This is a genomic window from Paenibacillus oenotherae (genome assembly GCF_019443105.1).
In the GTDB taxonomy this organism is placed as follows: Bacteria; Bacillota; Bacilli; order Paenibacillales; family Paenibacillaceae; genus Paenibacillus_Z; species Paenibacillus_Z oenotherae.
This window is the reverse complement of sequence record NZ_JAHZIJ010000001.1, coordinates 242,511-264,870: the sequence shown is the minus strand read 5'-3', so window position 1 is coordinate 264,870 and position 22,360 is coordinate 242,511. Positions and strand designations below refer to the sequence as shown.

22 protein-coding genes are annotated in these 22,360 nt (G+C 53.5%); 17 read left to right on the top strand and 5 right to left on the bottom strand.

From position 1 onward, the window contains the following. Positions 1-6: 6 nt before the first annotated feature. Both K0T92_RS01200 and K0T92_RS01195 read left to right on the top strand, forming a co-directional pair. The gene (locus K0T92_RS01200; protein ID WP_219870593.1) at positions 7-1,917 is read left to right on the top strand and encodes an IucA/IucC family protein; all 1,911 of its coding nucleotides are present in this window, start codon (positions 7-9) and stop codon (positions 1,915-1,917) included. After that, entirely contained in the window at positions 1,914-3,137 is a 1,224-nt protein-coding gene (locus K0T92_RS01195; protein ID WP_246627782.1) for a type III PLP-dependent enzyme, read from the top strand. The genes K0T92_RS01200 and K0T92_RS01195 overlap by 4 nt, the downstream gene beginning before the upstream one ends. 83 nt (positions 3,138-3,220) lie before the next feature. Here the strand turns inward: K0T92_RS01195 and K0T92_RS01190 are convergent, their stop codons facing one another. Next, positions 3,221-3,718: a hypothetical protein gene (locus K0T92_RS01190; protein WP_219870592.1), complete on the bottom strand. Its 498-nt coding sequence runs from the start codon at positions 3,716-3,718 to the stop codon at positions 3,221-3,223. An 888-nt stretch (positions 3,719-4,606) separates the two neighbouring features. Here K0T92_RS01190 and K0T92_RS01185 point away from each other — a divergent pair. From K0T92_RS01185 to K0T92_RS01170, 4 genes are all read left to right on the top strand, one after another. Then, the gene (locus tag K0T92_RS01185) at positions 4,607-5,332 is read left to right on the top strand and encodes a hypothetical protein (protein WP_219870591.1); all 726 of its coding nucleotides are present in this window, start codon (positions 4,607-4,609) and stop codon (positions 5,330-5,332) included. Between the two features lie 818 nt (positions 5,333-6,150). Beyond that, positions 6,151-6,522 (top strand): CidA/LrgA family protein, encoded by a 372-nt coding sequence (locus K0T92_RS01180; RefSeq protein ID WP_219870590.1) that lies wholly within the window; start codon positions 6,151-6,153, stop codon positions 6,520-6,522. Then, a complete protein-coding gene (locus tag K0T92_RS01175; RefSeq protein WP_219870589.1) occupies positions 6,497-7,189 on the top strand; it encodes an LrgB family protein in 693 nt (230 codons plus the stop codon). Before K0T92_RS01180 ends, K0T92_RS01175 begins: the two co-directional genes overlap by 26 nt. 108 nt (positions 7,190-7,297) lie before the next feature. After that, on the top strand, positions 7,298-8,431 hold the full coding sequence (locus K0T92_RS01170; protein WP_219870588.1) for a peptidylprolyl isomerase: 1,134 nt from the start codon (positions 7,298-7,300) through the stop codon (positions 8,429-8,431). A 98-nt stretch (positions 8,432-8,529) separates the two neighbouring features. Here K0T92_RS01170 and rocF read toward each other — a convergent pair whose 3' ends face one another. Continuing rightward, positions 8,530-9,435, bottom strand: coding sequence for an arginase (gene rocF, locus K0T92_RS01165; protein ID WP_219870587.1), 906 nt, complete (start codon positions 9,433-9,435; stop codon positions 8,530-8,532). 25 nt (positions 9,436-9,460) lie between these two features. Next, on the bottom strand, positions 9,461-10,393 hold the full coding sequence (locus K0T92_RS01160; protein ID WP_219870586.1) for a proline dehydrogenase family protein: 933 nt from the start codon (positions 10,391-10,393) through the stop codon (positions 9,461-9,463). A 137-nt stretch (positions 10,394-10,530) separates the two neighbouring features. On the opposite strand from K0T92_RS01160, the gene pruA reads away from it, so the two are divergent. The 3 genes from pruA (at position 10,531) to coaD (ending at position 13,240) form a co-directional block, all read left to right on the top strand. After that, positions 10,531-12,078 (top strand): L-glutamate gamma-semialdehyde dehydrogenase, encoded by a 1,548-nt coding sequence (gene pruA, locus K0T92_RS01155; protein ID WP_219870585.1) that lies wholly within the window; start codon positions 10,531-10,533, stop codon positions 12,076-12,078. A 79-nt stretch (positions 12,079-12,157) separates the two neighbouring features. Next, on the top strand, positions 12,158-12,745 hold the full coding sequence (gene rsmD, locus K0T92_RS01150; protein WP_219870584.1) for a 16S rRNA (guanine(966)-N(2))-methyltransferase RsmD: 588 nt from the start codon (positions 12,158-12,160) through the stop codon (positions 12,743-12,745). 3 nt (positions 12,746-12,748) lie between these two features. Further along, entirely contained in the window at positions 12,749-13,240 is a 492-nt protein-coding gene (coaD, locus tag K0T92_RS01145) for a pantetheine-phosphate adenylyltransferase (protein WP_219870583.1), read from the top strand. Positions 13,241-13,305: 65 nt separating this feature from the next. Here coaD and K0T92_RS01140 read toward each other — a convergent pair whose 3' ends face one another. Next, complete coding sequence (locus K0T92_RS01140; protein WP_219870582.1) at positions 13,306-14,520, bottom strand: nucleoside recognition domain-containing protein; 1,215 nt, start codon at positions 14,518-14,520, stop codon at positions 13,306-13,308. Between the two features lie 103 nt (positions 14,521-14,623). On the opposite strand from K0T92_RS01140, the gene K0T92_RS01135 reads away from it, so the two are divergent. After that, the gene (locus K0T92_RS01135) at positions 14,624-15,715 is read left to right on the top strand and encodes a S16 family serine protease (RefSeq protein ID WP_219870581.1); all 1,092 of its coding nucleotides are present in this window, start codon (positions 14,624-14,626) and stop codon (positions 15,713-15,715) included. Positions 15,716-15,726: 11 nt separating this feature from the next. Here the strand turns inward: K0T92_RS01135 and K0T92_RS01130 are convergent, their stop codons facing one another. Continuing rightward, positions 15,727-16,968 (bottom strand): nucleotidyltransferase, encoded by a 1,242-nt coding sequence (locus tag K0T92_RS01130; RefSeq protein WP_219870580.1) that lies wholly within the window; start codon positions 16,966-16,968, stop codon positions 15,727-15,729. Positions 16,969-17,079: 111 nt separating this feature from the next. On the opposite strand from K0T92_RS01130, the gene K0T92_RS01125 reads away from it, so the two are divergent. The 7 genes from K0T92_RS01125 (at position 17,080) to fabG (ending at position 22,350) form a co-directional block, all read left to right on the top strand. Continuing rightward, on the top strand, positions 17,080-17,580 hold the full coding sequence (locus tag K0T92_RS01125) for a YceD family protein (RefSeq protein ID WP_219870579.1): 501 nt from the start codon (positions 17,080-17,082) through the stop codon (positions 17,578-17,580). A 51-nt stretch (positions 17,581-17,631) separates the two neighbouring features. Further along, positions 17,632-17,805 carry a 50S ribosomal protein L32 gene (gene rpmF / locus K0T92_RS01120; RefSeq protein ID WP_219870578.1) on the top strand — a complete coding sequence of 58 codons (174 nt, stop codon included), beginning with the start codon at positions 17,632-17,634 and terminating at the stop codon, positions 17,803-17,805. Positions 17,806-17,995: 190 nt separating this feature from the next. Continuing rightward, positions 17,996-18,595: a transcription factor FapR gene (gene fapR, locus K0T92_RS01115; RefSeq protein ID WP_219870577.1), complete on the top strand. Its 600-nt coding sequence runs from the start codon at positions 17,996-17,998 to the stop codon at positions 18,593-18,595. Position 18,596: 1 nt separating this feature from the next. Next, positions 18,597-19,586, top strand: a complete 990-nt coding sequence (gene plsX, locus K0T92_RS01110; protein WP_219870576.1) for a phosphate acyltransferase PlsX — start codon at positions 18,597-18,599, stop codon at positions 19,584-19,586. Between the two features lie 8 nt (positions 19,587-19,594). Continuing rightward, positions 19,595-20,581 (top strand): beta-ketoacyl-ACP synthase III, encoded by a 987-nt coding sequence (locus tag K0T92_RS01105; RefSeq protein ID WP_219870575.1) that lies wholly within the window; start codon positions 19,595-19,597, stop codon positions 20,579-20,581. Between the two features lie 25 nt (positions 20,582-20,606). Continuing rightward, the gene (fabD, locus tag K0T92_RS01100) at positions 20,607-21,536 is read left to right on the top strand and encodes an ACP S-malonyltransferase (RefSeq protein WP_219870574.1); all 930 of its coding nucleotides are present in this window, start codon (positions 20,607-20,609) and stop codon (positions 21,534-21,536) included. 64 nt (positions 21,537-21,600) lie between these two features. Further along, positions 21,601-22,350: a 3-oxoacyl-[acyl-carrier-protein] reductase gene (gene fabG, locus K0T92_RS01095; protein WP_219870573.1), complete on the top strand. Its 750-nt coding sequence runs from the start codon at positions 21,601-21,603 to the stop codon at positions 22,348-22,350. Positions 22,351-22,360 lie beyond the last annotated feature (10 nt).

The window sequence follows — 22,360 nt, the reverse complement described above, 5'->3', positions numbered from 1 at the left end:
GGAGCGATGATGATTCCATACAAGCATAATCTTGCCGCTGAGACCGCTTCCTGGGATCAGGTGGCGGATGCGGCCCAGTCCGAAAGGCTTCTGAATGCTTATTTGCGCGAGACCGCTGTTAGTAATCCTGCTGCTGTCCCTGGCGACGGCCTCCTAAGCGAGCTGCCTTCCGCCCTGAAGGATGCGTTGAAGGAAGGCGGACGACCGCTGCTCTTGAGACTGCCGGCTACGGGAGTTGTTATCGCGGGCACGCTGGCCTATATTTCGTCCATCGGCCATCATAAATACGGAACCGGCCTCTGGATAAGAAGAGGATCGGATGCCCGGGAAGAGCAGCGTGGATTCAGAGAGATGAGCGGCTCCCTGGACTTGGCTCAGGTGCTGCTGGGCGAAATTGCCGCCTCTGAAGCCAGGCCTGAACGCGCAGAGGAAGCTGCTCTCATGGGTGCAAAAATGCTGGAACAGATACGCGGCTCGCTGGCGCGGACGGAGTGCTACTTGCGCTGTAATGGGGCGAAGCATCACGCAACGTTGGAGCAGCAGCGGGGTGTTGGCCTCGTAAGGGCAGCCGAGCAGGCGTTGCTGCTGGGCCATCCTTTTCATCCATCGCCCAAAAGCTCCCAAGGCTTTACGCATCGGGATTCCGAGTTGTATTCGCCGGAGCTGGGGGCGGAGTTCCAATTGCACTATTTTTCCGCCGATCCGTCAATCGTCGAGGAGCGTACAGTCGGTTTCGTCGAAGAGAGCGGGCTGTTCAGCTCCACTGTAATCGAGGAGGCAAGCCGCCGCCTCGGGGAAGAATACCACCACTATATTCTGCTGCCCTGCCACCCGTGGCAGGCGGAATATGTGAAGCGGCTGGGGGAAGTCAGCTCTCTGCTGGCATCCCGGCGACTTATTGAGCTTGGACCGTTGGGTGAGAAGCTGTTTCCCACTTCTTCCGTGCGCACGGTATGGGGGGAGGATGCTCCTGCGATCTACAAGCTTCCGCTGAATGTGAGAATTACTAATTTTGTGCGCGTAAACCCTACGATACAGCTTCGACGGGCACTTGACGCAAGCCGTATTGTAACCCGCGCATTAGCGGCCGGGATGCCGTATCCTGACCTCGTCGTCATTCCTGAGCGGAGCTACCGGACACTTGCCACGGGTGATGAAGGCCTTGCGTCAAGCTTTGGCGTCCTGTTTCGGCACAACCCGCTGTGCGAGCAGCAGGGGGGCCGATACGACGAAGCTGCTGCTCCGCTTGTCGTTGCCGCCTTGCTGGAGAAGCGATCCGACGCAGTGGATGCGCCGCTGTGGGGGATGATCAAGCTTGCGGCCACTGCGCGGAGCATGCCGCTGAATGAAGCGTTTATTACGAGCTGGCTGGAGCGGTATGTGGGGATTTCGCTTATTCCGCTGTTGTGGCTGTTCCTGGAGCATGGCATCAGTCTGGAGGCGCATGTGCAGAATTCCTTGCTTGCTTTGGAGCAGGGCTGGCCGCGTACACTGGCTGTCAGAGATCTGGAGGGGGCGAGCATCAGCCGCAGCAGAGCGCATCTATATTTGTCAGAGCAGCTTGTCGAGGATGATAGTCCGGCGCTGTATGCTGATGAAGAGGCGTGGATGAGGTTCAAATATTACATCATTGTCAATCATTTCGGTCATGTGATCCATACAGTCGGCTATCATTCCAGGAGGAGCGAGAAGGAGCTGTGGCATGTCGTGCGCGAATGCATAGCCAGCTCGCAGCTGTTCCTGAACCCCGCCTACCGGCCTTGGCTGCTGGATTTGCTGACTGGTGAAACATTGCCCGTGAAGGCCAATTTCATCAGCTGTTATCGGCAAAGGGGCGAGAATCCCCTCTATATCGATTTGCCCAATCCGCTGAATATGGCATCTTATGAGGATCGGCTGGTGGACTGGAGAAGATGATGAATGCCATTATTGAACAAATTGCTGCCTGTAAAAGAACGAGTGAAGCGCCATACAGCGCCTATCTGTATGACATGGAGGCGCTCCGGCGCCATGCCGCGTCGAGCATAGCCGCTCTGCCGCCCTATTGCCGGTTGTATTATGCGGTGAAGGCGAATCCGGAGGAGCCGATATTGCGGGCATTGTCTGAGAGCGTGCACGGCTTCGAGGTGGCCTCATTTGGCGAGATGGAGAAAGTGAGGCGTGCCGCACCTGCTGCTCCGGTTATTTTCGGCGGTCCAGGCAAGACAGATGCGGAGATTGAAGGCGCGCTTCAACTGGGGGTTCAGTTGTTCCATGTTGAGAGCCGTAATGAGCTGCAGCGCATCGGTCATATTGCCAGCCGCCTTGGCATCGTTGCTCCTGTTCTGCTGCGGGTGAATTTGCGAGCCTCGCTGCCTGACGCAACATTGACGATGGCTGGCCCCCGCTCCCAATTCGGCATAGACGAGCATGAAATTCCTGATGTCATCAGCCTTGCCGGAACTCTTCCTTCTATTAAGCTGGAGGGATTCCATCTGCACTCCTTGTCGAACAATTTAAGCAGCGAACGCCATATTCAGCTTGTGAAGCTGTATTGCAGCCGAGTGATGGAATGGATAAGGATGTTCAATCTGGATATCTCGTACTTGAATGCGGGCGGCGGCATTGGCGTCAATTACGCTGAGCTGGACGACCAGTTCGATTGGAGGGCATTTACAGAAGGGCTTGCGGGGGAAGTGAGTGAGGTGTGTCCGCCGGGTGTGACGGTTATTTTTGAATGCGGCCGCTATTTGTCTGCGTTCTGCGGCTACTACGCTGCCGAAGTGTTGGATGTGAAGCATAACCATGGACACGGCTTTGTCGTCATCCGCGGCGGAACCCATCATTTTCGCCTGCCGTCCTCCTGGCAGCACAACCATCCGTTTCGAATCTTGCCCATAGAGAGATGGGATTATCCTTTTGCCAGAGCGGAGCTTACAGATGCTGAAATCACGATAGCAGGGGAATTATGCACACCCAAGGACGTATTGGCCAGAGATATCTATGTAGAAAAAGTGCGCATTGGCGATATTGTGCTGTTCGAGCTGGCAGGTGCCTATGGCTGGACGATCTCGCATCATGATTTTTTGAGCCATCCGCATCCGCAGCATCTCTTTATTCATGAACAGGGATCGCATTTGCAGGTTAGTGCCAGATAACGAACGGCCAGCGAAGGACAAAGAGGCTGGCTCCCGTCTGTATAACAGGGGAGCCAGCCGTTTCATTATTATGGCGTCATAAGCTATTGAATAGGAATTTCGTTAATCTTAAGCTTGTAGTTTTTGGTCGGATTGAGGTTGACGCCTGAAGGAAGGACCCAGAAAGAGGCTGAATGTCCAGGTTTAATAATAATCTGCCTTCTGGGCTGGCCCGAGGGGACGAAGGAAGCTTTATGATCCACTTGACTTCCTATCCTGTCGGCCACGAACGTGTTGTAGCCATCCATCCGAATTCTTAGCTCGTAATCGATCCCAAGCGGAGTGTAAAGCCATGCTTCGATTGCAATGTCATGATCTGTCGTATTGGTCCATTTGAAGGCATCCCCGTAGTCAATAAATCCCCACTGATCAACCGCACCCAAGTACCCCATAAATTGATCGTTTAATTGGATGCTCTGGGCTTCGCAAATGCAAGATGAAACATCCGTCGTCTCCCAAATTGTATTCGCAGCCGATACCGTCTGGGAAGCGATTGACAGCAGAAGCGTCCACATAAGGACTGCACTGAATAATTTTTTCATCCCGATAAAATCAACCCTCCATAAAGTTATTAGAGCCGGCCAGCGTCTAACGCAAGTATGTCACAAATAACCAGTTTATGTTAATCGTACTTTAGCCCTGAACTGATGTTGAACGGTGTCGGCTGCGAGCAGGAGGGGGGGATTTGTTGATTGGAGGAGGGAGGGAGCTGGTTGGCCGTACAACCTCAGGCAGACAGAGAAGGAATCCTGCGTAAGTGCAGGAATTACGGCTAAAAGAACGAGTAGGAGATAGAATACCTGCTAGGGTGCAGGAATAGGAAGAAGAACGGGCCAATTAAGGGCAAATACGATGAAATGCCTGCCACAGTGCAGGCATTTCATCGTTATCTGGTCGGAGTGTGAAAAAACCATGCGTTTTCGCAGGAATTTCTTTGGATGGCTCGTTTTCGCAATTGCAATGGCAACTTAGCTGCGTCAATTAAACTGCAGTAGTACTCATACATTTAACTAAGGAAGTCTGCTTCTATTATATGAACATCAGCAATGACAAGTGACAATTTATTTACGTTTGTGCTGTCGACATACAAGACGGCATTTTGCCGGTGTCGTTCTCGTAGTTGAAACATGATATCCTCACCAAATATAAGAAGGGGCACGACCAGATTCCCGTACACAGCGTAGTCCAATGTTGTAACCCTTTTAGGCTACTCATTGAAATCATCGCCTCCACAATTTTTCAAAGTGTGCATCTGTTATAACTCCTCGATCAGTTTTTTTCGACGAAAAGGGTGGGGATTTCTTCCTTATGTCTAAATGAGGCATAAGGGAGCGGTTGTCTCTATTGCGAATGTCCTCATAACAATGGATTAACCCAAATAAAGGATTAAGGCTCTCCGCTGTAGAAATTTGAACGGGGAGGGGTATAACTTGAAATTATTCAACTCGATTTGCCATCACTGCGCTATTATATATGGTGAACAAACTGTTACAGACTTTGAAGTAAACGAGGAGGGTGTTTCTAAAGTCGTCTGCAGAAACGGACATGAAATGACAGTAGTACTTCAAAATTTCAAATTTGAGATTCTATTTGAACTCGGATTAAAAGCACTGGAAGAGGGCTATTATAGAGAAGCAGTTTCGAGCTTTGCCGCATCAGTGGAAAGGTTCTATGAGTGTTGCATTAAGATTTTTATTAATAAGAGCGGATTAACGGATAGAAAAAACTATGATAATACTTGGAAACTTATCTCCAATAACTCCCAAAGACAAATGGGGGCATTCTACTTTTTATTTCTGAATGAATTCAACGAAACACCTACCCAAGTAAAAAATAATGTAGAAAATTTCCGAAATAAGGTAATCCATCAAGGTATAATTCCTGAGTATGTTGAAGTTTATGAGTACAGTAAGTATTTATATGGTTATTTAATTGAAATCATAAAAAAGGTAAAGATACGCTGCGAAAGTAGCATTATAAATATATTGATGGAAGAAGTATCGGACAAAAGCGCTAAATTAGAGTATCCCACTTGGACGGCTGGATTCAATACGGCAATCAATATTACTCAGTCGATAGAGATGATAGGAATAAAAAATTTTGATGAGGTGCTAGCTAGTTCAAGCATAGCGAGAAATATATCAAAATCGAATTAATTTTCAAAAAACCATCGGTTTGTGAAATGCCCCGTTTGAATGGACATTGGATTAACTCATTGTTTAACCGATGCAAACGTCGCTTACTTAAAGCGTAAGGCAGTAGACTAGGACACAGGGTGCCGGAACAGTAATAGCACACACTTTCCCGACCCACCTGCTCGAAGCAAGGCGAATTAAGAGCCTCCAACACCAATAGTTTTGAACTGGTTATCGAAAGACTGATCGCCGAGGTTGTACAGTTAGAGGAAATATGTCTTCGTACTTTCCGTGTCATTGGAATAAATAGAAGTAGTCGATACCCCAAAAGTCCGTCAAAGTAACGGCGAAATAGTCGTTTGTGTCCCAAAATCTTTTAGGATTGCTACTACTATTTGTTTCATGGACTGGGATGGCAAATGCTAATGAAACTCCGACAGTTAGCATCTATGTTGTGAGCTGGCTTAAAAACAAAAAAATCGAGCGCCCTCTTTCGAGGACGCTCTTTCATGGGAGAGGAGAAACCGGACGAAGAGCTTATGGGGAAACGTAAGTCTTCTCCGCGGTTGTCTACGGCGTCTCTCAACGCCGATATCTTCATGATTGCCGTCCGACAGCCAAATTATACATCTGCTTATGGGAAAAAGAACGAGCCGCAGCGTATAAGCGCTTCTGTAAGAGGAAGATAAACATACAATAGACAGGACAGCAGTCAGAGACAGTATTAAACAATCAGAATAACAATCAGAAGATAAGCTTTCCACTCGTGTTCTGAGCGGCGGCAAGGTGCGGAATACGGGGCATTTGTCCGGAGAGTATGCATCGGTTGGAGGGATGATATGCGCGGTTTTGCTATCATTATCGGATTTGACGGTCTCGGCTGGCTCCTGCATACACTAGCGGGCGTCCCGCTTCCTTCGCATGTTCTAGGGCTGCTGCTGTTAGCGGCCGCACTATTTCTGAATATTGTCAGAGTGGAATGGGTGGAAGGGTGCGCAGCGCTGCTTACGGGACATTTCATGCTGTTTTTTGTACCGCTGCTTGTCGGCGCGATTGCCTTTCTCCCGCTAATCGGGGATTCATGGCTTGCTGCAGCTGTCAGTGTTACGGCAGGAACGGCTGCGATTATGCTGGCAACGGGCTTCGCAGCGGAGAGATTGATGTCCAGAGGGAGGGAGAAGGGGCATGAACAGCAGCGGTCTCTATTCTGAACTGTTATTCGGTGTGTCGGTGACTATAATTGCCTACATCTGTGCCCTGCTGATCCGCCGCAAATTCCGCTGGCTGCACCCGCTAGTTACTGCTCCGATCCTCATCTATACACTGCTGCTTACTGGGGAGATCGACTATAGCTACTATGAGGCAGGTGGTGAGCTCGTTACATTCTTTCTTGGCCCAGCCACTGTTGCACTTGCCGTACCGCTGTATAAACACGCCATTCGCCTGAAGGATCACCTTCCGCACCTCATAGCTGGCGCCCTTGTTGGTAGTGCGGCCGGTCTGGTCCTCAATGCTCTTTCGATCCTGCTGCTGAACGGGTCAAAAGAGATGCTGCTCTCGGCGCTGCCCAAGTCTGTCACGACGGCTGTAGCCGTCGATCTGACCCGCTGGCTCGGCGGAACGCCGGAACTGACAGCCGCTCTCACCGCGCTGACCGGATTGTTCGGCAGTCTAATCGGCCCGCCACTGCTCAGGCTTGCGGGTGTAAGAGGAGCGATAGCGGCTGCTCTTGCTATTGGTGCGGCATCCCATGGGATCGGCTCGGCAAGATTGCTTGCTGATTCGGAGGAAATGGGAGGTGTTAGCAGTTTTTCGATGGCGGCTTGCGCAGTATTCACACCATTGCTGCTGCTTCCACTTCACCTGCTCATTTTGTAAGCGATTGCTTAATTTTATTTAATCTTAAGGTTTTTTGTTTCAATTTCTGGTATAGTGACGTCAGAATAACTATTCACTGAGCTTTCATGCCAGAAGGGAGATTTAACGTTGAACGAGAAAGATTCAGAACAGAAGAACTTGGATTTATCAAAGAAAGACACGGATAGAGGGATTGATCCGGACGTAGCAGAGGACAATGCAATCGTATCTGAATCCGGAAATGATGCTCCCGACACTCATGCGGAAGAGCAGACGCAAGAACGCGCTGGCGGCACTCCAGCTGCGGGCAGCAGTGGCAAAGCATGGATGTTTATCGCGATTGGCTTGGCGCTATTGCTGGTAATCGTATTGTGGAAGCCGCCATTCGGAGGCGGAGATAGCAATGAAGTGGTCGCTACGGTCAATGGAGACGATATTACGAAGGCAGATTTGTACAAGTCTCTCGTAGAAGTTGGCGGCGAGCAAACACTGGATAACCTGATTCAAGAAACGCTGATCAATCAAGAAGCAGACAAAGCAGGAGTAAAGATTACAGAAGCAGATATTAATAAGGAAATCGACAGCATCAAGGAAAGATTCGGCGGTTCTGAAGAGGAACTGACGAAGCAGCTGCAGAGTAGCGGGATGACGATCGAGACGTTGAAGAAGCAGCTCGCTCCGCAGCTTACGATGCGCAAAATTCTTGAGCCTAAAGTAACGATTACTGACGATGAAATCAAGCAGTTCTTCGATGAGAACAAAGCGCAATTCGACACAGTAGAGCAGGTCAAGGTTGCTCATATTCTGCTTGCGACCAAGGAAGAAGCGGAAGCTGTGCTGAAGCAGCTCAAGGAAGGCGCGGACTTTGCCCAGCTTGCCAAGGAGAAGTCGACTGATCCAGGAAGCAAGGATAATGGCGGCGAGTATGATTTCTTCCCTCGCGGCACGATGCACGAGCCATTCGAGGACGCGGCGTTCAACCTTAAGAAGGACGAGCTTAGTGGTGTAGTTCAGACGGATAGCGGCTTCCATGTTATTAAGCTTCTGGACCGTAAAGATGCTCATTCAGCAACTTTGGAAGAGAAGAAGGAAGAAGTTAAAGATATTATTATGAATAACAAGACGTACGAAATGTCCCAAACCTGGTTGAAAGACCTGAATGACAAAGCAAAAATTACGAACAATTTAAAAGATGAGAAGAAGGATGCAGAGGGTGCTGCTGATAAGGAAGCCAATACGGGCGCCGATAAGGAAGCCAAGTAAGGCTAATTTGCAGCTTGCATGTTCGATATCCCAATGAGACCGCCTGTGGTGATTCACTCACCGCGCAGGCGGTCTATTTTAGCTATGCATTCTATCACTCACAATATACGCGCTCCGAGAAGCGAGCCGATCAGCTCGACTGCAAGTCTGACGGTCTGGTGGCCATTATCAAGGAGCGGATTTACTTCAACGATATCGGCGGACGTCACGACCCCTGCCTCGTAGAGCAGTTCCATCGCCAGATGAGCTTCCCTGAAATTCAGCCCTCCTCTTACGGGAGTGCCGGTTCCCGGTGCTTCTCCGGGGTCAACGCTGTCGATGTCGAAGCTGACATGCACACCGTCCGAGCCGGATGATACGACCGCAATAGCCTGCTCCATAATGCGAGCCATACCGAACTTGTCGATATCATGCATCGTGAAGCAAGCGACGCCGAGCTTGCGGATCAGCCGCTTCTCGCCTTCATCAAGCTGACGGGTGCCGACTAGCGCTATCCGCTCTGCTTGAAGCTTGGGCGCCGCACTTCCGATGGTTGTAAATCTTGGATCGCCAAGGCCAAGCCCTGCAGCAAGCGCCATGCCGTGAATATTGCCGGAAGGCGAGCTCTCCGGTGTATTCACATCCGCATGGGCGTCGATCCAGATTACGCCCAGCTTGCGCTTCTGCTGGGCAAGACCGGCTATCGTGCCAATTGATATGCTGTGGTCTCCGCCGATTGCCAGCGGGAATGTGCCGCCGGATGCGAGCAGAGCGATTTCGCGGGACACTGCTTCGCACATTGCCAGCACGGAACCCCATTGCTTCATGCGCGGTGATGTCCGGCAGTCAGAGGTGAAATCAGGCAAATAGCTGTCAGGACGTATCTTAGTCTGATGTCCAAGAAGCTGCAATCTGCGCTCCAGGCCTGCACCGAGCAGCGCCTGCGGACCGCTGGCCGCGCCTCTGCGGCTTGCTCCCCAATCGAATGGAACGGGGAGGATGGAGATCGGCTGCTTCTCCTTCATCGTCATCCTCCTTCTCGTGATGCCTTTATTTTCGTGTGAAGATGCTTCTCATAATAAAGGTGAGATTCGCCGGACGCTCTGCAAGCCTTCGGACAAAATAGGGGTACCAGCTGCGCCCGAACGGGACGTAGCTTCGCACGGTGTAGCCTTCCTTCGCCAGTGCAAGCTGAAGAGGTGTGCGAATGCCGTAGAGCATCTGGAATTCGAAGGCAGTTCGCGGAATGCCGCGCGTTCTTGCATAGGACTTGGTATAGCGGATAATCGCCTCGTCATGTGTAGCGATTGCGGTGTAGACTCTGCTATCCAGCCTGGCCGCGATCAAGCGCCGAAAGTTGGCATCCACCACCCGTTTGGAGTCGAAGGCCAGCTTGCGAGGCTCCTTGTAAGCACCCTTCACAAGGCGCAAATTGATGCCTTCTGCTGTAAGCTGGTGAATGTCGAGCTCGCTCCGGTACAAGTAGGCTTGTATGACCGTACCCACGTTGCAGCAGCCTTCTGCATGAAGCTCCCGAACAAGATTAATTGTTGCCTCGGTCCAGGGGCTGTCTTCCATATCAAGCCGGACGAACAGTCCGAGCCTTGCCGCTTCCTTTACAACACTTCGTATGCCGCTCCGGCACCCGTCCCGATCAATTGCAAGTCCGAATTGTGTCGGCTTGAGAGAGACATTGCCTTGAATGCCCTCTCTGTGAATGCTTGCAAGCAAAGCATGGTAAGCCTGCTCGCTCTCCGCGGCCTCCTCCATGCTGCCAATACTCTCCCCCAAGTAATCCAGTGTTACCGTTATGCCCGCTGCGTTCAGCCGTTTGGCTTGTGCGATGGCGTCGTCCATTGTTTCCCCCGCTACGAATCGGCTCGCGCCCAGCTTGAGTCCATACTTTTGCGACAGCGCTCTTGCAGCGCGGTTGCCGGCCAGGCCGAGCAGCGCCGTTCGAAACAGCCGCGTGCCGAAATCCATAACGATCACTCTCCCATGCCCATGCGTTGATTAGGTAACGTCACCTGCAAGCAAGCTGTCATTTTTGAGAACCATCATGCTTATATATAGACATTACGCTTGGATGACATGACAACAAAAGGAAGGGGCGAGAGGCCATGGTGACCTTTAGCAACGAGCCGTTCACCAATTTCGCACTGGAGCACAACCGGCGGGCGTTTATGGCAGCGCTCATTGAAGTGAAGGCGCTCTGGGGCAAGCAATATCCGCTTGTAATCAACGGGCAGCGCATGATTACAAGCACGATGCTCCCTTCTGTCAACCCTGCCCAGCACGGCAAAATGATCGGATTGGCAGCGCAAGCTGACAGCAGTCTGGTCGAGCAGGCGGTGGAATCTGCGGCTGATGCCTACCAATCGTGGAAGCAGGTCAAGCCATCGGTCAGAGCAGCCATTCTCTACAAGACCGCAGCGCTCATGCGCAGGCGAAAGCATCTTTTCTCTGCATGGCTTGTGCATGAAGCGGGCAAGACATGGCAGGAAGCGGATGGGGAGACGGCGGAAGCGATTGATTTTCTGAATTATTATGCGGGTGAAGCGCTAAGGCTGCTGGAGGGGCGTACTCCCCTCGTTACGGTAACAGGCGAGGATAACCAATGGACGTACCTGCCGCTAGGCGTCGGTGCTGTTATATCGCCATGGAACTTCCCGCTCGCGATTATGGCCGGAATGACCGCTGCAGCAATCGTATGCGGCAATACGGTGGTGCTGAAGCCGGCAAGCGCAGCGCCCGTTGTTGCCGCTATTTTCGTCGATCTGCTGGTGGAGGCGGGGCTGCCGGACAATATTGTGCAGTATGTGCCTGGTGCGGGAAGTGCGATCGGCGATCTGCTGGTTACCCATCCTGCTGTAAGATTCATCAATTTCACGGGCTCGATGGAAGTAGGCCTGCAGCTGAACGAGAAGGCGAACAGAAGAAGCCCGGAGCAGCGCTGGATCAAGCGGGTTGTCGCCGAGCTGGGAGGCAAGGACGCGATTATTGTGGACCGGAATACTTCCATAAGAGATGCGGCGGAGGCGATTGTGCAGTCGGCATTCGGATACGGCGGGCAAAAATGCTCGGCTTGCTCGCGCGCCATTCTTCATGAGGCGGTATATGATCCGGTCGTTGAAGAGATTGTCCGTCTGACCCGGCAGTTGAACTTGGGCGACCCCGAGCTCTTTGAGACGAATATCGGGCCTCTAATCGATCGCAGCGCATTTGACAAAACCGCCGCTTATGTGGAGATTGGGCAAGGCGAAGGCGAGCTGTTATGCGGAGGGGGGCGGGACCGTTCAATCGGCTATTACGTCGAGCCAACGGTTATTGCAGGCGTTGAGGGGCGTTCCCGCATTGCGCAGGAGGAGATATTCGGGCCGCTGCTTGCGGTTATGAAGGCGGTGGATTTCCAGCATGCGCTGGCACTGGCTAATGATACGCCCTATGGCCTTACCGGAGCGGTATTCTCTGAGGATCGCATGAATCTGGAGGCTGCGCGTGAACGGTTCCATGTCGGGAACCTATACTTCAACCGCAAATGTACGGGAGCTCTCGTAGGTGTTCATCCTTTCGGCGGCTTTCACCTGTCAGGCACCGACTCCAAGGCAGGGGGGCCCGATTATCTGCTTCAATTCCTTCAGCCGAAAGTCGTATCCGAGCGATTATAATGAACGATGATGCGTTAACAAGGCTGCAAAAATATGTTACTATAACAGCAGTTGAAGTCATGAGAGGAGCTAAGCATCGTTGAGAGTGATTGCAGGCACGGCCAAGGGCCGTGCTCTTAAAGCGGTGCCCGGCACCAATACGCGCCCGACGACGGACAAGGTCAAGGAAGCCATATTCAGCATGATTGGTCCTTACTTTGACGGTGGCTGGGCGCTTGATTTGTTTGCCGGAACCGGAGGTCTTGGAATCGAGGCGCTCAGCCGCGGCGCAGATCGCGCCGTGTTCGTCGATCTGGAGCGGATGAGCATCGATGTCATCAAGCAGAATGTACAAGCTGCCGGACTTGCCGATCGGTCTGAAATTTACCGCAATGAAGCAGGACGAGCCATTAAAGCGCTCGCCAAAAGAGGAACCCCCTTCAGGCTCGTCTTTCTTGATCCGCCCTACAGGATGAAGGAGATGGACAGTTTGATGACGGAGCTTGCGCAGAGCGGGCTGCTGGAGCCGGATGCTTCTATTGTCATTGAGCATGACGGGGCGCATCAATATCCGGAAGAAATACAAGCATTTCATCAGTTGAAGCATGCACAATACGGCGATACGGCAGTTACCATCTATGAATACGTGCCGGATGCTGATCTTGAGGCGTCATTGGAGGAGTTATAGGCTATGCAATCTTCAGGCAAACGAGTTGCTGTCTACCCGGGCAGCTTTGATCCGGTGACATGCGGTCATTTGGATATTATTCGCCGATCCGCGAAGCAATTCGACCATCTCATCGTGGCTGTACTTAATAATTCGAGCAAGAACCCGCTGTTCTCCGTGGAGGAACGGAAGCAGCTGCTAGCTGAGGTTACGCGTGATTTGCCCAACGTATCTATCGACAGCTTCCGCGACCTGCTCGTCCGATTCATGCGCTCACGGAATGCGCAGGTCATTGTGCGGGGAATCCGCTCCGTTACGGACTTCGAGTATGAGCTGCAGCTGGCTTCCACGAATCAGAAGCTGGATAGTGAAATTGAGACGATCTTCATGATGACGGATCCCAAGTATTCCTATCTGAGCTCCAGCATTGTGAAAGAAATCGCGCAGTTTCAAGGCAATGTGAAGGATTTGGTGCCGCCGGAGATTGAGCAGGCGCTGGCCAACAAATACATATAGCTAATAAGAGCTGGGCCGCCGCTGCGTGTCAATGCCGAAGATGGGCGACACGGCGGCGGTTTTTATTAGCGGAGCCGTTTCTTGGACAGTCCGATGGAGCAGGAGGCCAGCAGCAGCAGCGAGCAGATGAACAAGAATAGCAGCGCAGGCGTATAGAGCCAGAGGGATGGAAGCTGGGATACGCTGATCGCCTCGCCTGTCGCCGCCGCTGCATTGATCCCCTGCTGCAGGAGCGCCGGAGCGGCCGTTGCCGGAAGCAGAAAGGCCAGCATGCTCGTTAAGGGCTGCCAGAGCAGCAGTGTCACTACAAAAGCAAGAATGCCCTGGATGAACCGGATCGCGGCAAAGGGACGAATCGAGAGATCCGTTCCGGCTACGGCGCTGCCAGCCTGAAGCAGGGCGCTGATGCCGCCCCAGCTTAGAATGGCGGCAATGGAGGCTCCGTTCCAGGCAAGTCCGCCCGGCAAGGGGGCGGCAGCTGCGGCATAGGCGCCAATATGGCTCTCGACTATTCCCGGCGGCAGCCAGGAAGGGATGATGCCTGGAATGGCCGGCTCCATCAACTTCACAATAACAGCCGCGAACATCATGAAGCCGCCAACAGCCATCAGCTTGTAAACGCTGTTCACTACTGCATCGCCGAGTGCCTTGCCGAAGGTTCGGCCGTCACGCTCTCTGCCCAGAACCATGGCTTTGGCGGCGCGCCGCAATATGCCGGCGGGACCATTTGAATGAGAGGAGCCGGGACGACCCGGTGAAGGAAGGGTTTCCCCCTGATTCCTTGCGAAGCGGGCATGCACGAGTCCTGCCAATAGTGCGGTCAGCCATACGGCAAGCGCAATTGCCAGACCCAATTCAGCGCGCTTCAGAAAGCCTGAGCCGATGACGAGCAGCATAAACAGCGGGCTGGGCATATGGGCAAGCGCGAGTATCCGCTGCCCTTCCGCCTTGGTGACCGCTCCGCTGCGCCTCAGTGCGGCTGCGGATTCGGCTCCGGCAGGGAATCCGCCCGTCCATCCGGCGGCCATGGCAATGCCGGACTCGCCGGGCAGGCGGAACAAGCGGCGCATAAGCGGCTCCAGCAATGCTCCTAATGCTTGCACAGCGCCGAAGGCCAGCATGAGCTCCAGCAGCACGAGAAAGGGCAGCAATCCGGGGAAGACGATGTTCCACCACACCGTCAGGCCCTGCAAGGATGCCTGGAATGCTTCGTCCGGGCGCACGATAATGGCAGCAACAACAGTAACAGACAGACAGGCAAGCAGCAGGGTGTATTTCATCCCATTCAACTCCATTGCAGATGTAGTGGCCCGGACAAAGGACACTACATTGTACGCTTGTCTCCGGGGTGTTAGACCACAAGGATGAGGGGACGTCAAGAGAATGGAGAAGCGCGAAATCAAATCAATTGCAGCCCATGCGCTTCGCTGGGCGCTGCTGGCGGCGGCCGTGATGGTGCTGCTGCTCTATTTGCCGCCCCCTTTTGCCGCCCTCCGGCCTGGTATTACGGTTGATGCCAATACGCTTGTTGATGCAGCGCAGCGTGATGAGAGCAGTCAAGGCATGTTTATGATGACGACCGTCTTGATGAGCTATCCGAACTTCTGGGAGACGATTGCCTCAAGCTGGAATTCCGATGTCGAGCTGCTGCGCAGGAAGGATGTGCTGGGAGGCAGGACGGAGCAGCAGTATAAGCAGCGGCAGTCCTTTATGATGCGGGGATCGCAAAATGATGCCATCGAGGCGGCGTACACCGTGACCGGTACACCTTATGATATCGTTCCGGTCTCAATACTTGTTGAGGAAGCGATGGCGGGCGGTGAACAGGAAGAGACGGGCAGCGATCGGGAGGAAATTGCGGATATCTTGCAGGCAGGGGACGAAATTGTTGCAGTCAATGGGCGCGGGGTTCACAGCCTGAAACAGCTATTGATGGTGCTTGAAGAGGACTCCGGCAAACGGGACGAGACGCTGCAGGTAAGTGTTATTCGGAATGAGAAAAGGATCGGGATCTCGCTCCAGCTTGCTAGAGAGAGCTGGAATGTCGTCGAGGAGGGCGAATCCACCGTTGCGGCACATGCTCTTGGCGTACAGGGATTGTCTGAAGTGAGAACGATCGAGCCCCGTGATCCGGCAAAGAAAATTACGATCCATGCATCCGAGATCGGAGGGCCGTCGGCAGGTCTTATGTTCGCCCTGCAAATCATCGATGAGATTACAACAGGAGATTTGACGGGCGGGATGCGGGTAGCGGGGACGGGAACGATAAGCCGTTCAGGCGAGGTCGGAGCGATTGGCGGCATCAGACACAAGGTTGCGGCAGCAGAGCGTCAAGGCGCGCAGTTATTTCTCGTTCCGGCGGACAATGCGGAGGAAGCAGCCGAGAAGGCCGCAGAGCTTGGGACGCCGATGCGTATCGTTCCGGTGAAGACGCTGTCCCAAGCGCTTGCTGCCCTGGCCGCAGCAGCGGATTAACTCGAAGCCTGCTATAGGGTCACAGGCTTCTCATAGTAGTCGCGGAACAGGTCGCGGGACGTTGCCTGCGGCCAAGCTAATGAATAGACCGATGTAGCTCTTACATCAAGCTCCAGGTAAGGATAGTCCGCCGGGGGCCGCACAGCGCTTAGCAGCACCGGCAGACGGGCCGCTTTGCGCATGCGCTTCAATAATTCGCGGCCCTTGGCGGAGAAGCCCAGCACGCGAATATATTGAATGCCGCCGCGCAGCTGCTCGGGCGAGAGCTGCTCCTTCCGATGCCCGAGGAGGATGGCGAGCAGCACGCGCTGCAGCTTCGTGCGCGTATAGCGCTTCGTCTTCATCGCATTCAACAGAGCCTCGACTTCAAGCGAAGGAAGGGCAGGAAGCGCCTGCTTCAGGCGATTCTCCAGTCCCTCGCTCATTTCGTGAATGCCCGCCAGCGACTGTGCCGAGCTGCTGGCAATGGCATGAAACAGCGGCGCGGCATAGCTCTGCCAGCTGGCGGGGCCGCGCTCTGCCGCGCAGTCCCGCAGCAGCAGCTCCATTGTCGCCGCTGGCACATAAGGAGCCGCGTCCAGCGGGGACTGCTGCTCCGCGATGAGCTTGCGGATCGCCGTAGCGCTGGCGATCTGCGCATCGGTAATTTCGGCCTGGGAGTAGCCGGCCTTCTCGCGCCTTAGCGTGAATGGCTCCACGCGGCTCCCGAGCCGCTCCAGAGCCAGCAAATAATGCAGCCCCAGCGTATTGTTGGGCTGCTCCAAAGGGAAAGCGGCTGCCTCATCGTCACCTTGGGCAGCCATATAGCGGCGTACCGCCGCGCTGTAAGCGGCGGGATAGCTGACGCCGCCCGCCAGCGCATCCGCCATGAGCCCGCCGAAGGTCTCCGGCTCATGTGCGAACGTCCGCGCGATGCGCTGAAGCGGGCCGATATCGCCCGCTTCGCTGCCGAAGCATAGCGCGTCCACAACGCCCGTCGCGTCAAGCAGCGCGGCGGCGCCGTAGGCGAACCATTCCGCCGCCTGCGTCGCATAAGCGACCGGCAGCTCGATGACGAGATCGCAGCCGCCGCGCAGCGCCATCTCGGCCCGCGTCCACTTGTTCAGCAGCGCAGGCTCGCCGCGCTGCAGAAAATTGCCGCTCATCACGGCCACGACGGCATCGCTTTTCGTTATTTTGACCGATTGTTGCAAATGATATAGATGTCCGTTATGAAACGGATTATACTCGACAATGAGCCCGACTGTGCGCATGAGCGATCCTCCGAATGGTTTTAATCTTTTTTCACTATATCACGACGTGAAAATGTTGACAAAACGATTCAAGAATCGATATAATAAACTTTGTTTGTTTGGAGTGATACTATGGAGATTCATATTCAAGAGATGGTGTCCAAAGGATCCAGGCGTTCTATTCGCGAAAGTCTCAATGCGGACTGGCTGCTGGAGGTGCGCAAGGACATCATAGGTGTTAGCCCGCTGGAGGTCGATCTTACAGCAAGGGGAGAAGAAGGCATCGCTTATGTGGAGGGCGAGCTGTCGATTGCGGTCGATATTGCTTGTTCAAGATGCCTTGACAAGACAAGTGAACGCGTTGTCGTTCCCTTCGCGGAGAAATTCAAGCCTGCTGCTTCAAGAAAGCAGACCAATGACGAAGAGGTCATCATCGTAAATGAGGAACCTCTCGATATGGAGCCTTTCTTTGAAGAGACGATGCTTCTGTCATTGCCTTTTGCACCGCTATGCAGCGAGGATTGCAAGGGACTATGCCACACATGCGGCACCAACTTAAATGAGCAAAACTGCGGATGCACGAAGGATGAGATTGATCCACGGCTTGCCGCGTTGAAAGATTTGTTCAAATGATGATTTGTTAATGATGCTGTTCCATTGAATTTCGTTAAGGAGGTGGGAAACATGGCAGTACCACAACGTAGAACGTCCAAAACTCGTCGTGACAAACGCCGCACGCACTTCAAATTAGTGGTGCCTGGTATGGTGAAATGCGAACAATGCGGAGAGCTGAAATTGAGCCACCGCGTTTGTAAAGTTTGCGGAACGTACAAAGCAAGAGAGATCATTAAACAATAGTTTCATTAATAAGCGGCACTTCATCCTGTGATGAGGTGCTGTTTTTTTGGGGACAGCGGCGATTACCATTGGCCTGACATTGCTTAAAGGCGAATTCTTCTATATAATTAGTACCAGGTTATAATAGCTGCTTACAAGCAGGTTGTGTAATTATCGTGCAGCACGTTCATACTGAGATCAATAGGCAAAGGTGGTGCGGACCATCGAACGTCTTCCGAAACGGCAGAGGCATCAGCAGCTTTCCCGTCTAATCGATGAAAATCCATTTATTACGGATCGTGAGCTGACACGACAATTGAAGGTAAGTATACAAACGATACGGCTTGATCGGATGGAGCTTGCGATTCCCGAGCTGCGTGAGCGGTTGAAGCTGATGGCGGAGAGATCGTATGATGCTGTCCGGTCATTGCCGCTGCATGAGGTCATCGGCGATATTGTGGATTTGCAGTTGGATCGCAGCGGAATTTCTATATTCGAGATTCGGGCGGAGCATGTATTTTCCAGAACGGGCATCGCGAGGGGCCATCATGTTTTTGCACAGGCCAACTCGCTCGCGGTAGCGGTTATTAATGAAGAGATTGCGCTCACAGCTACAGCGGACATTCGTTTCGTCAGGTCGGTCAAGCTTGGTGAGAAATGCATCGCCAAGGCCTATGTCAGGTCAATCTCGGGCGAACGAAGCAAAGCGAAGGTAGAGGTGTTCTCGTACGTGGGAGACGAGATGGTGTTTCAGGGCCATTTTGTCATCTATCGCTCTACGGGCGAGACGGTTATTGAGGGAGGAATTTAACGTGCGGATCGCAATCGATGCAATGGGCGGCGACCATGCTCCGGCACTTATTGTTAAAGGGGCGCTGGAAGCGGCAGCCGAATGGCCCGAAACACAGCTGCTTCTTGTAGGAGATAGCGCACAGATTGAAGCCCATCTTGGCGGCTTCAAGCCCGCGAACATAACGATTATACATGCGGATGATGTCATTGGGCCGGATGATGAGCCTGTTAAAGCCGTGCGCCGGAAGAAGGGCTCTTCCATGGTTATCGCAGGGCAGCTAGTACGCGAGGGCAAAGCGGAGGCGATGCTGTCGGCAGGCAACACCGGCGCTCTGATGACAACGGGCTTGCTAGTCGTCGGCCGGATTGAAGGGATTGAGCGGCCGGCGCTTGCGCCAATGCTTCCTACCATGGATGATGTCGGCGTCCTGGCGCTTGATCTGGGCGCCAACATGGATGCGAAGCCGGAGCATTTGCTGCAGTACGGCATTATGGGCAGTATTTTCCGAACGAAGATTCACGGGATGGCCAATCCTCGGGTCGGCCTGCTTAATGTAGGCACAGAGGACAAGAAAGGCAATGAGCTGTCGAAGGCTGCTTATGAGCTGCTGGAGGCGGCGCCTATTCATTTTGTGGGCAACGTGGAAGCCAATGGGGTGTTGAGCCGCCAGTGCGATGTGCTCGTATGCGACGGGTTCTCGGGCAATATTATGCTCAAAGCGATGGAAGGAACAGCGAGCTTCGTAATGAGAGCGATTCGTGATGCGTTTATGAGCACATGGCTCACCAAGCTTGCTGCGCTTGTCGTTCGTCCCAAGGTAAGTCAATTGAAGGCCAAGATGGATTATAAAGAGTATGGGGCTGCTCTGCTGCTTGGAGTGAACGGCCTGGTTCTCAAATGTCACGGTTCCTCTGACAACAAAGCGGTCAAGAATGCGGTCGGCAAAGCGCGTACAGCGATTGAGACAGAGCTGATTCAATCCATTGCTGCGGAAATCAGCAGGAAGTGAGTGGGAAGATGCAATTAAATTCCGTAGGCATTATTGGTTCAGGCAAATATGTTCCTGATCGTATATTAACCAATCAACAATTGGAGCAGATGGTCGATACGAATGATGAATGGATTGTGACGCGCACAGGGATTCGCGAACGGCGGATCGCTGCGGCTGAACAGGCGACCTCTGATCTTGCATTCATAGCATCGGAGAAAGCGTTGAAGGCTGCCGGCATCACGGCGGAGGAGCTTGACTTGATCATCGTCGCGACGATTACGCCGGACATGTTCTTCCCTTCGACAGCTTGCTTGCTTCAAGAGAAATTAGGGGCGACCAAAGCAGCGGCTTTTGACCTCTCGGCGGCCTGCTCCGGCTTTATCTATGGACTGGCGACGGCAAGCAGCATGATTGCTTCGGGCATGTACAAGCATGTATTGGTTGTTGGCGCTGAATGTCTCTCGCGCATAACGGATTATACGGATCGCAACACCTGCATTCTGTTCGGTGACGGGGCCGGCGCTGTCGTGCTTGGCGAAGTGCCGGAAGGCCGCGGATTCCGTTCCTTCGAGCTTGGCGCTGACGGTTCAGGCGGGGAGCTTCTCAAAGTATGCGGCGGCGGCTCCAGAGTTCCTTCGACAGAAGCGAGCATTGCGGAGAAGCAGCATTATATCTATATGGCAGGCAGCGAAGTATTCAAGTTCGCTGTGCGCATTATGGGGAATGCGGCTGAGGAGGCGCTGCGCAAGGCGGGGATTGACAAGGGCGAGATCGACCTGCTTATTCCGCATCAGGCGAATATGCGCATCATTCAATCGGCGCTGAACAAGCTGGAGCTCTCGGCTGACAAATGCATGGTTAACCTGGACAAGTATGGCAATGTGTCTGCGGCGTCCATCCCGATTGCGCTTGCCGAAGCGGTTGAACAGGGGCGTGTCAACGAGGGCGATTGTCTGGTGCTGGTCGGATTCGGCGGCGGCCTTACTTGGGGCGCGTCCGTATTGATTTGGTAATTTCGGCTTAGGAGGTTGAAACGCTATGGGCAAAACAGCATTCGTTTTTCCCGGCCAAGGCGCTCAGGCGGTTGGCATGGGGAAGGATGTTTACGATTCGGTTGAGAAGGCGCGAAGCTTCTTCGAACGCGCGGATGAAGCGCTGGGCTTCAAGCTGAGCGACATTATATTTAACGGACCGGATGAGCAGCTGAAGCAAACCGTTAACACGCAGCCGGCTCTTCTGACAGTCAGCATCGCGCTGCTCGAGCTGTTCAAGGACAGAGGCCTGAAGCCCGATTATGTGGCAGGCCACAGCTTGGGCGAGTACAGTGCGCTAGTCGCAGCTGGCGTCATGAGCTTCGAGGATGCCGTGCGGACGGTCCGCTTGCGGGGACAATTCATGGAGCAGGCCGTACCAAGCGGCCAAGGGGCCATGGCGGCCGTGCTTGGCGCAGAACGTGAAGCCTTGTCATCGCTATGCGCGGCAATTTCAGCAGAGGGAAATGCCGTTGAGCTTGCCAACGTCAATTGTCCCGGCCAGATTGTCGTATCCGGCACAGCGGCAGGCGTAGCAGCGGTTGTGGAGCGCGGCAAGGAAGCCGGAGCGAAGCGGGTCATTCCGCTGGAAGTAAGCGGTCCCTTCCATTCCTCGCTGATGAATCCGGCAGCAGAGCGGCTGGCTGAGGTGCTTGCAGCCATTCCGATGCAGGATGCGTCAGTTCCGGTCATTGCCAATGTTACAGCAGGGCCGGTGAGCGAAGCGGCAGAGATCCGCAATCTGCTGACGGAGCAGGTATATTCTCCTGTGCTATGGGAAGACAGCATAAGCTGGCTGATCCGGCAAGGCGTCGATACCTTTGTCGAAATCGGCTCAGGCAGCGTCCTGACGGGTCTGATCAAGAAGATCGACAGAACGGTCACCGTGCATACCATTAACAGCCTGTCCTCCTTGGAGACTGCAGTCACAGCCTAGTTAAGATAGTGAATCCGGAATCGTACAGCGTTGAAAAGTTGAATGAAATAAGGAGGACTGTATCTTGTTTGCTAACCTTTCAGGAAAAATCGCATTAGTAACCGGCGCCTCTCGCGGCATAGGCCGCGCCATCGCCATTGAGCTGGCGGAGGCGGGTGCTGACGTTGCGATCAACTATGCGGGTGGTGAGGCAGCGGCTGCCGAGACGGCTCAAGCTGTTGAGGCATTAGGACGGCGCGCGCTCATTCTGCAGGCGAATGTAGGCAAGTCTGACGAGTTCGAGGCCATGGTGAAGCAGGTTGTTGAGACGTTCGGGGCTATCGATATTCTGGTTAATAATGCCGGCATTACGCGGGACAATCTAATTATGCGGATGAAGGAAGAGGAATTCGACCAAGTTATTGAGACGAACCTCAAAGGTGTCTTCAACGGCATTAAAGCGGTTACCCGTCAAATGATGAAGCAGCGCTCCGGCAGAATTATCAATATATCTTCAGTCGTGGGCGTGCTGGGCAATCCAGGTCAAGCCAATTATGTCGCTGCCAAAGCAGGTGTGATCGGATTGACTAAAGCCTCCGCCCGCGAGCTGGCATCTCGCAGCATAACGGTTAACTGCGTTGCGCCAGGTTTCATCGAGACCGATATGACCGACAAGCTGCCCGAGGAGATGAAGGAGAAGCTCTCGAAAGACATCCCGCTGGCCAAGCTGGGCGCTCCGGGAGATATCGCCAGTGCGGTCCGTTTCCTCGCATCCGATGCGGCTTCTTACATGACTGGCCAGACGATACACGTGGACGGCGGCATGTACATGTAGCAAACTGCTG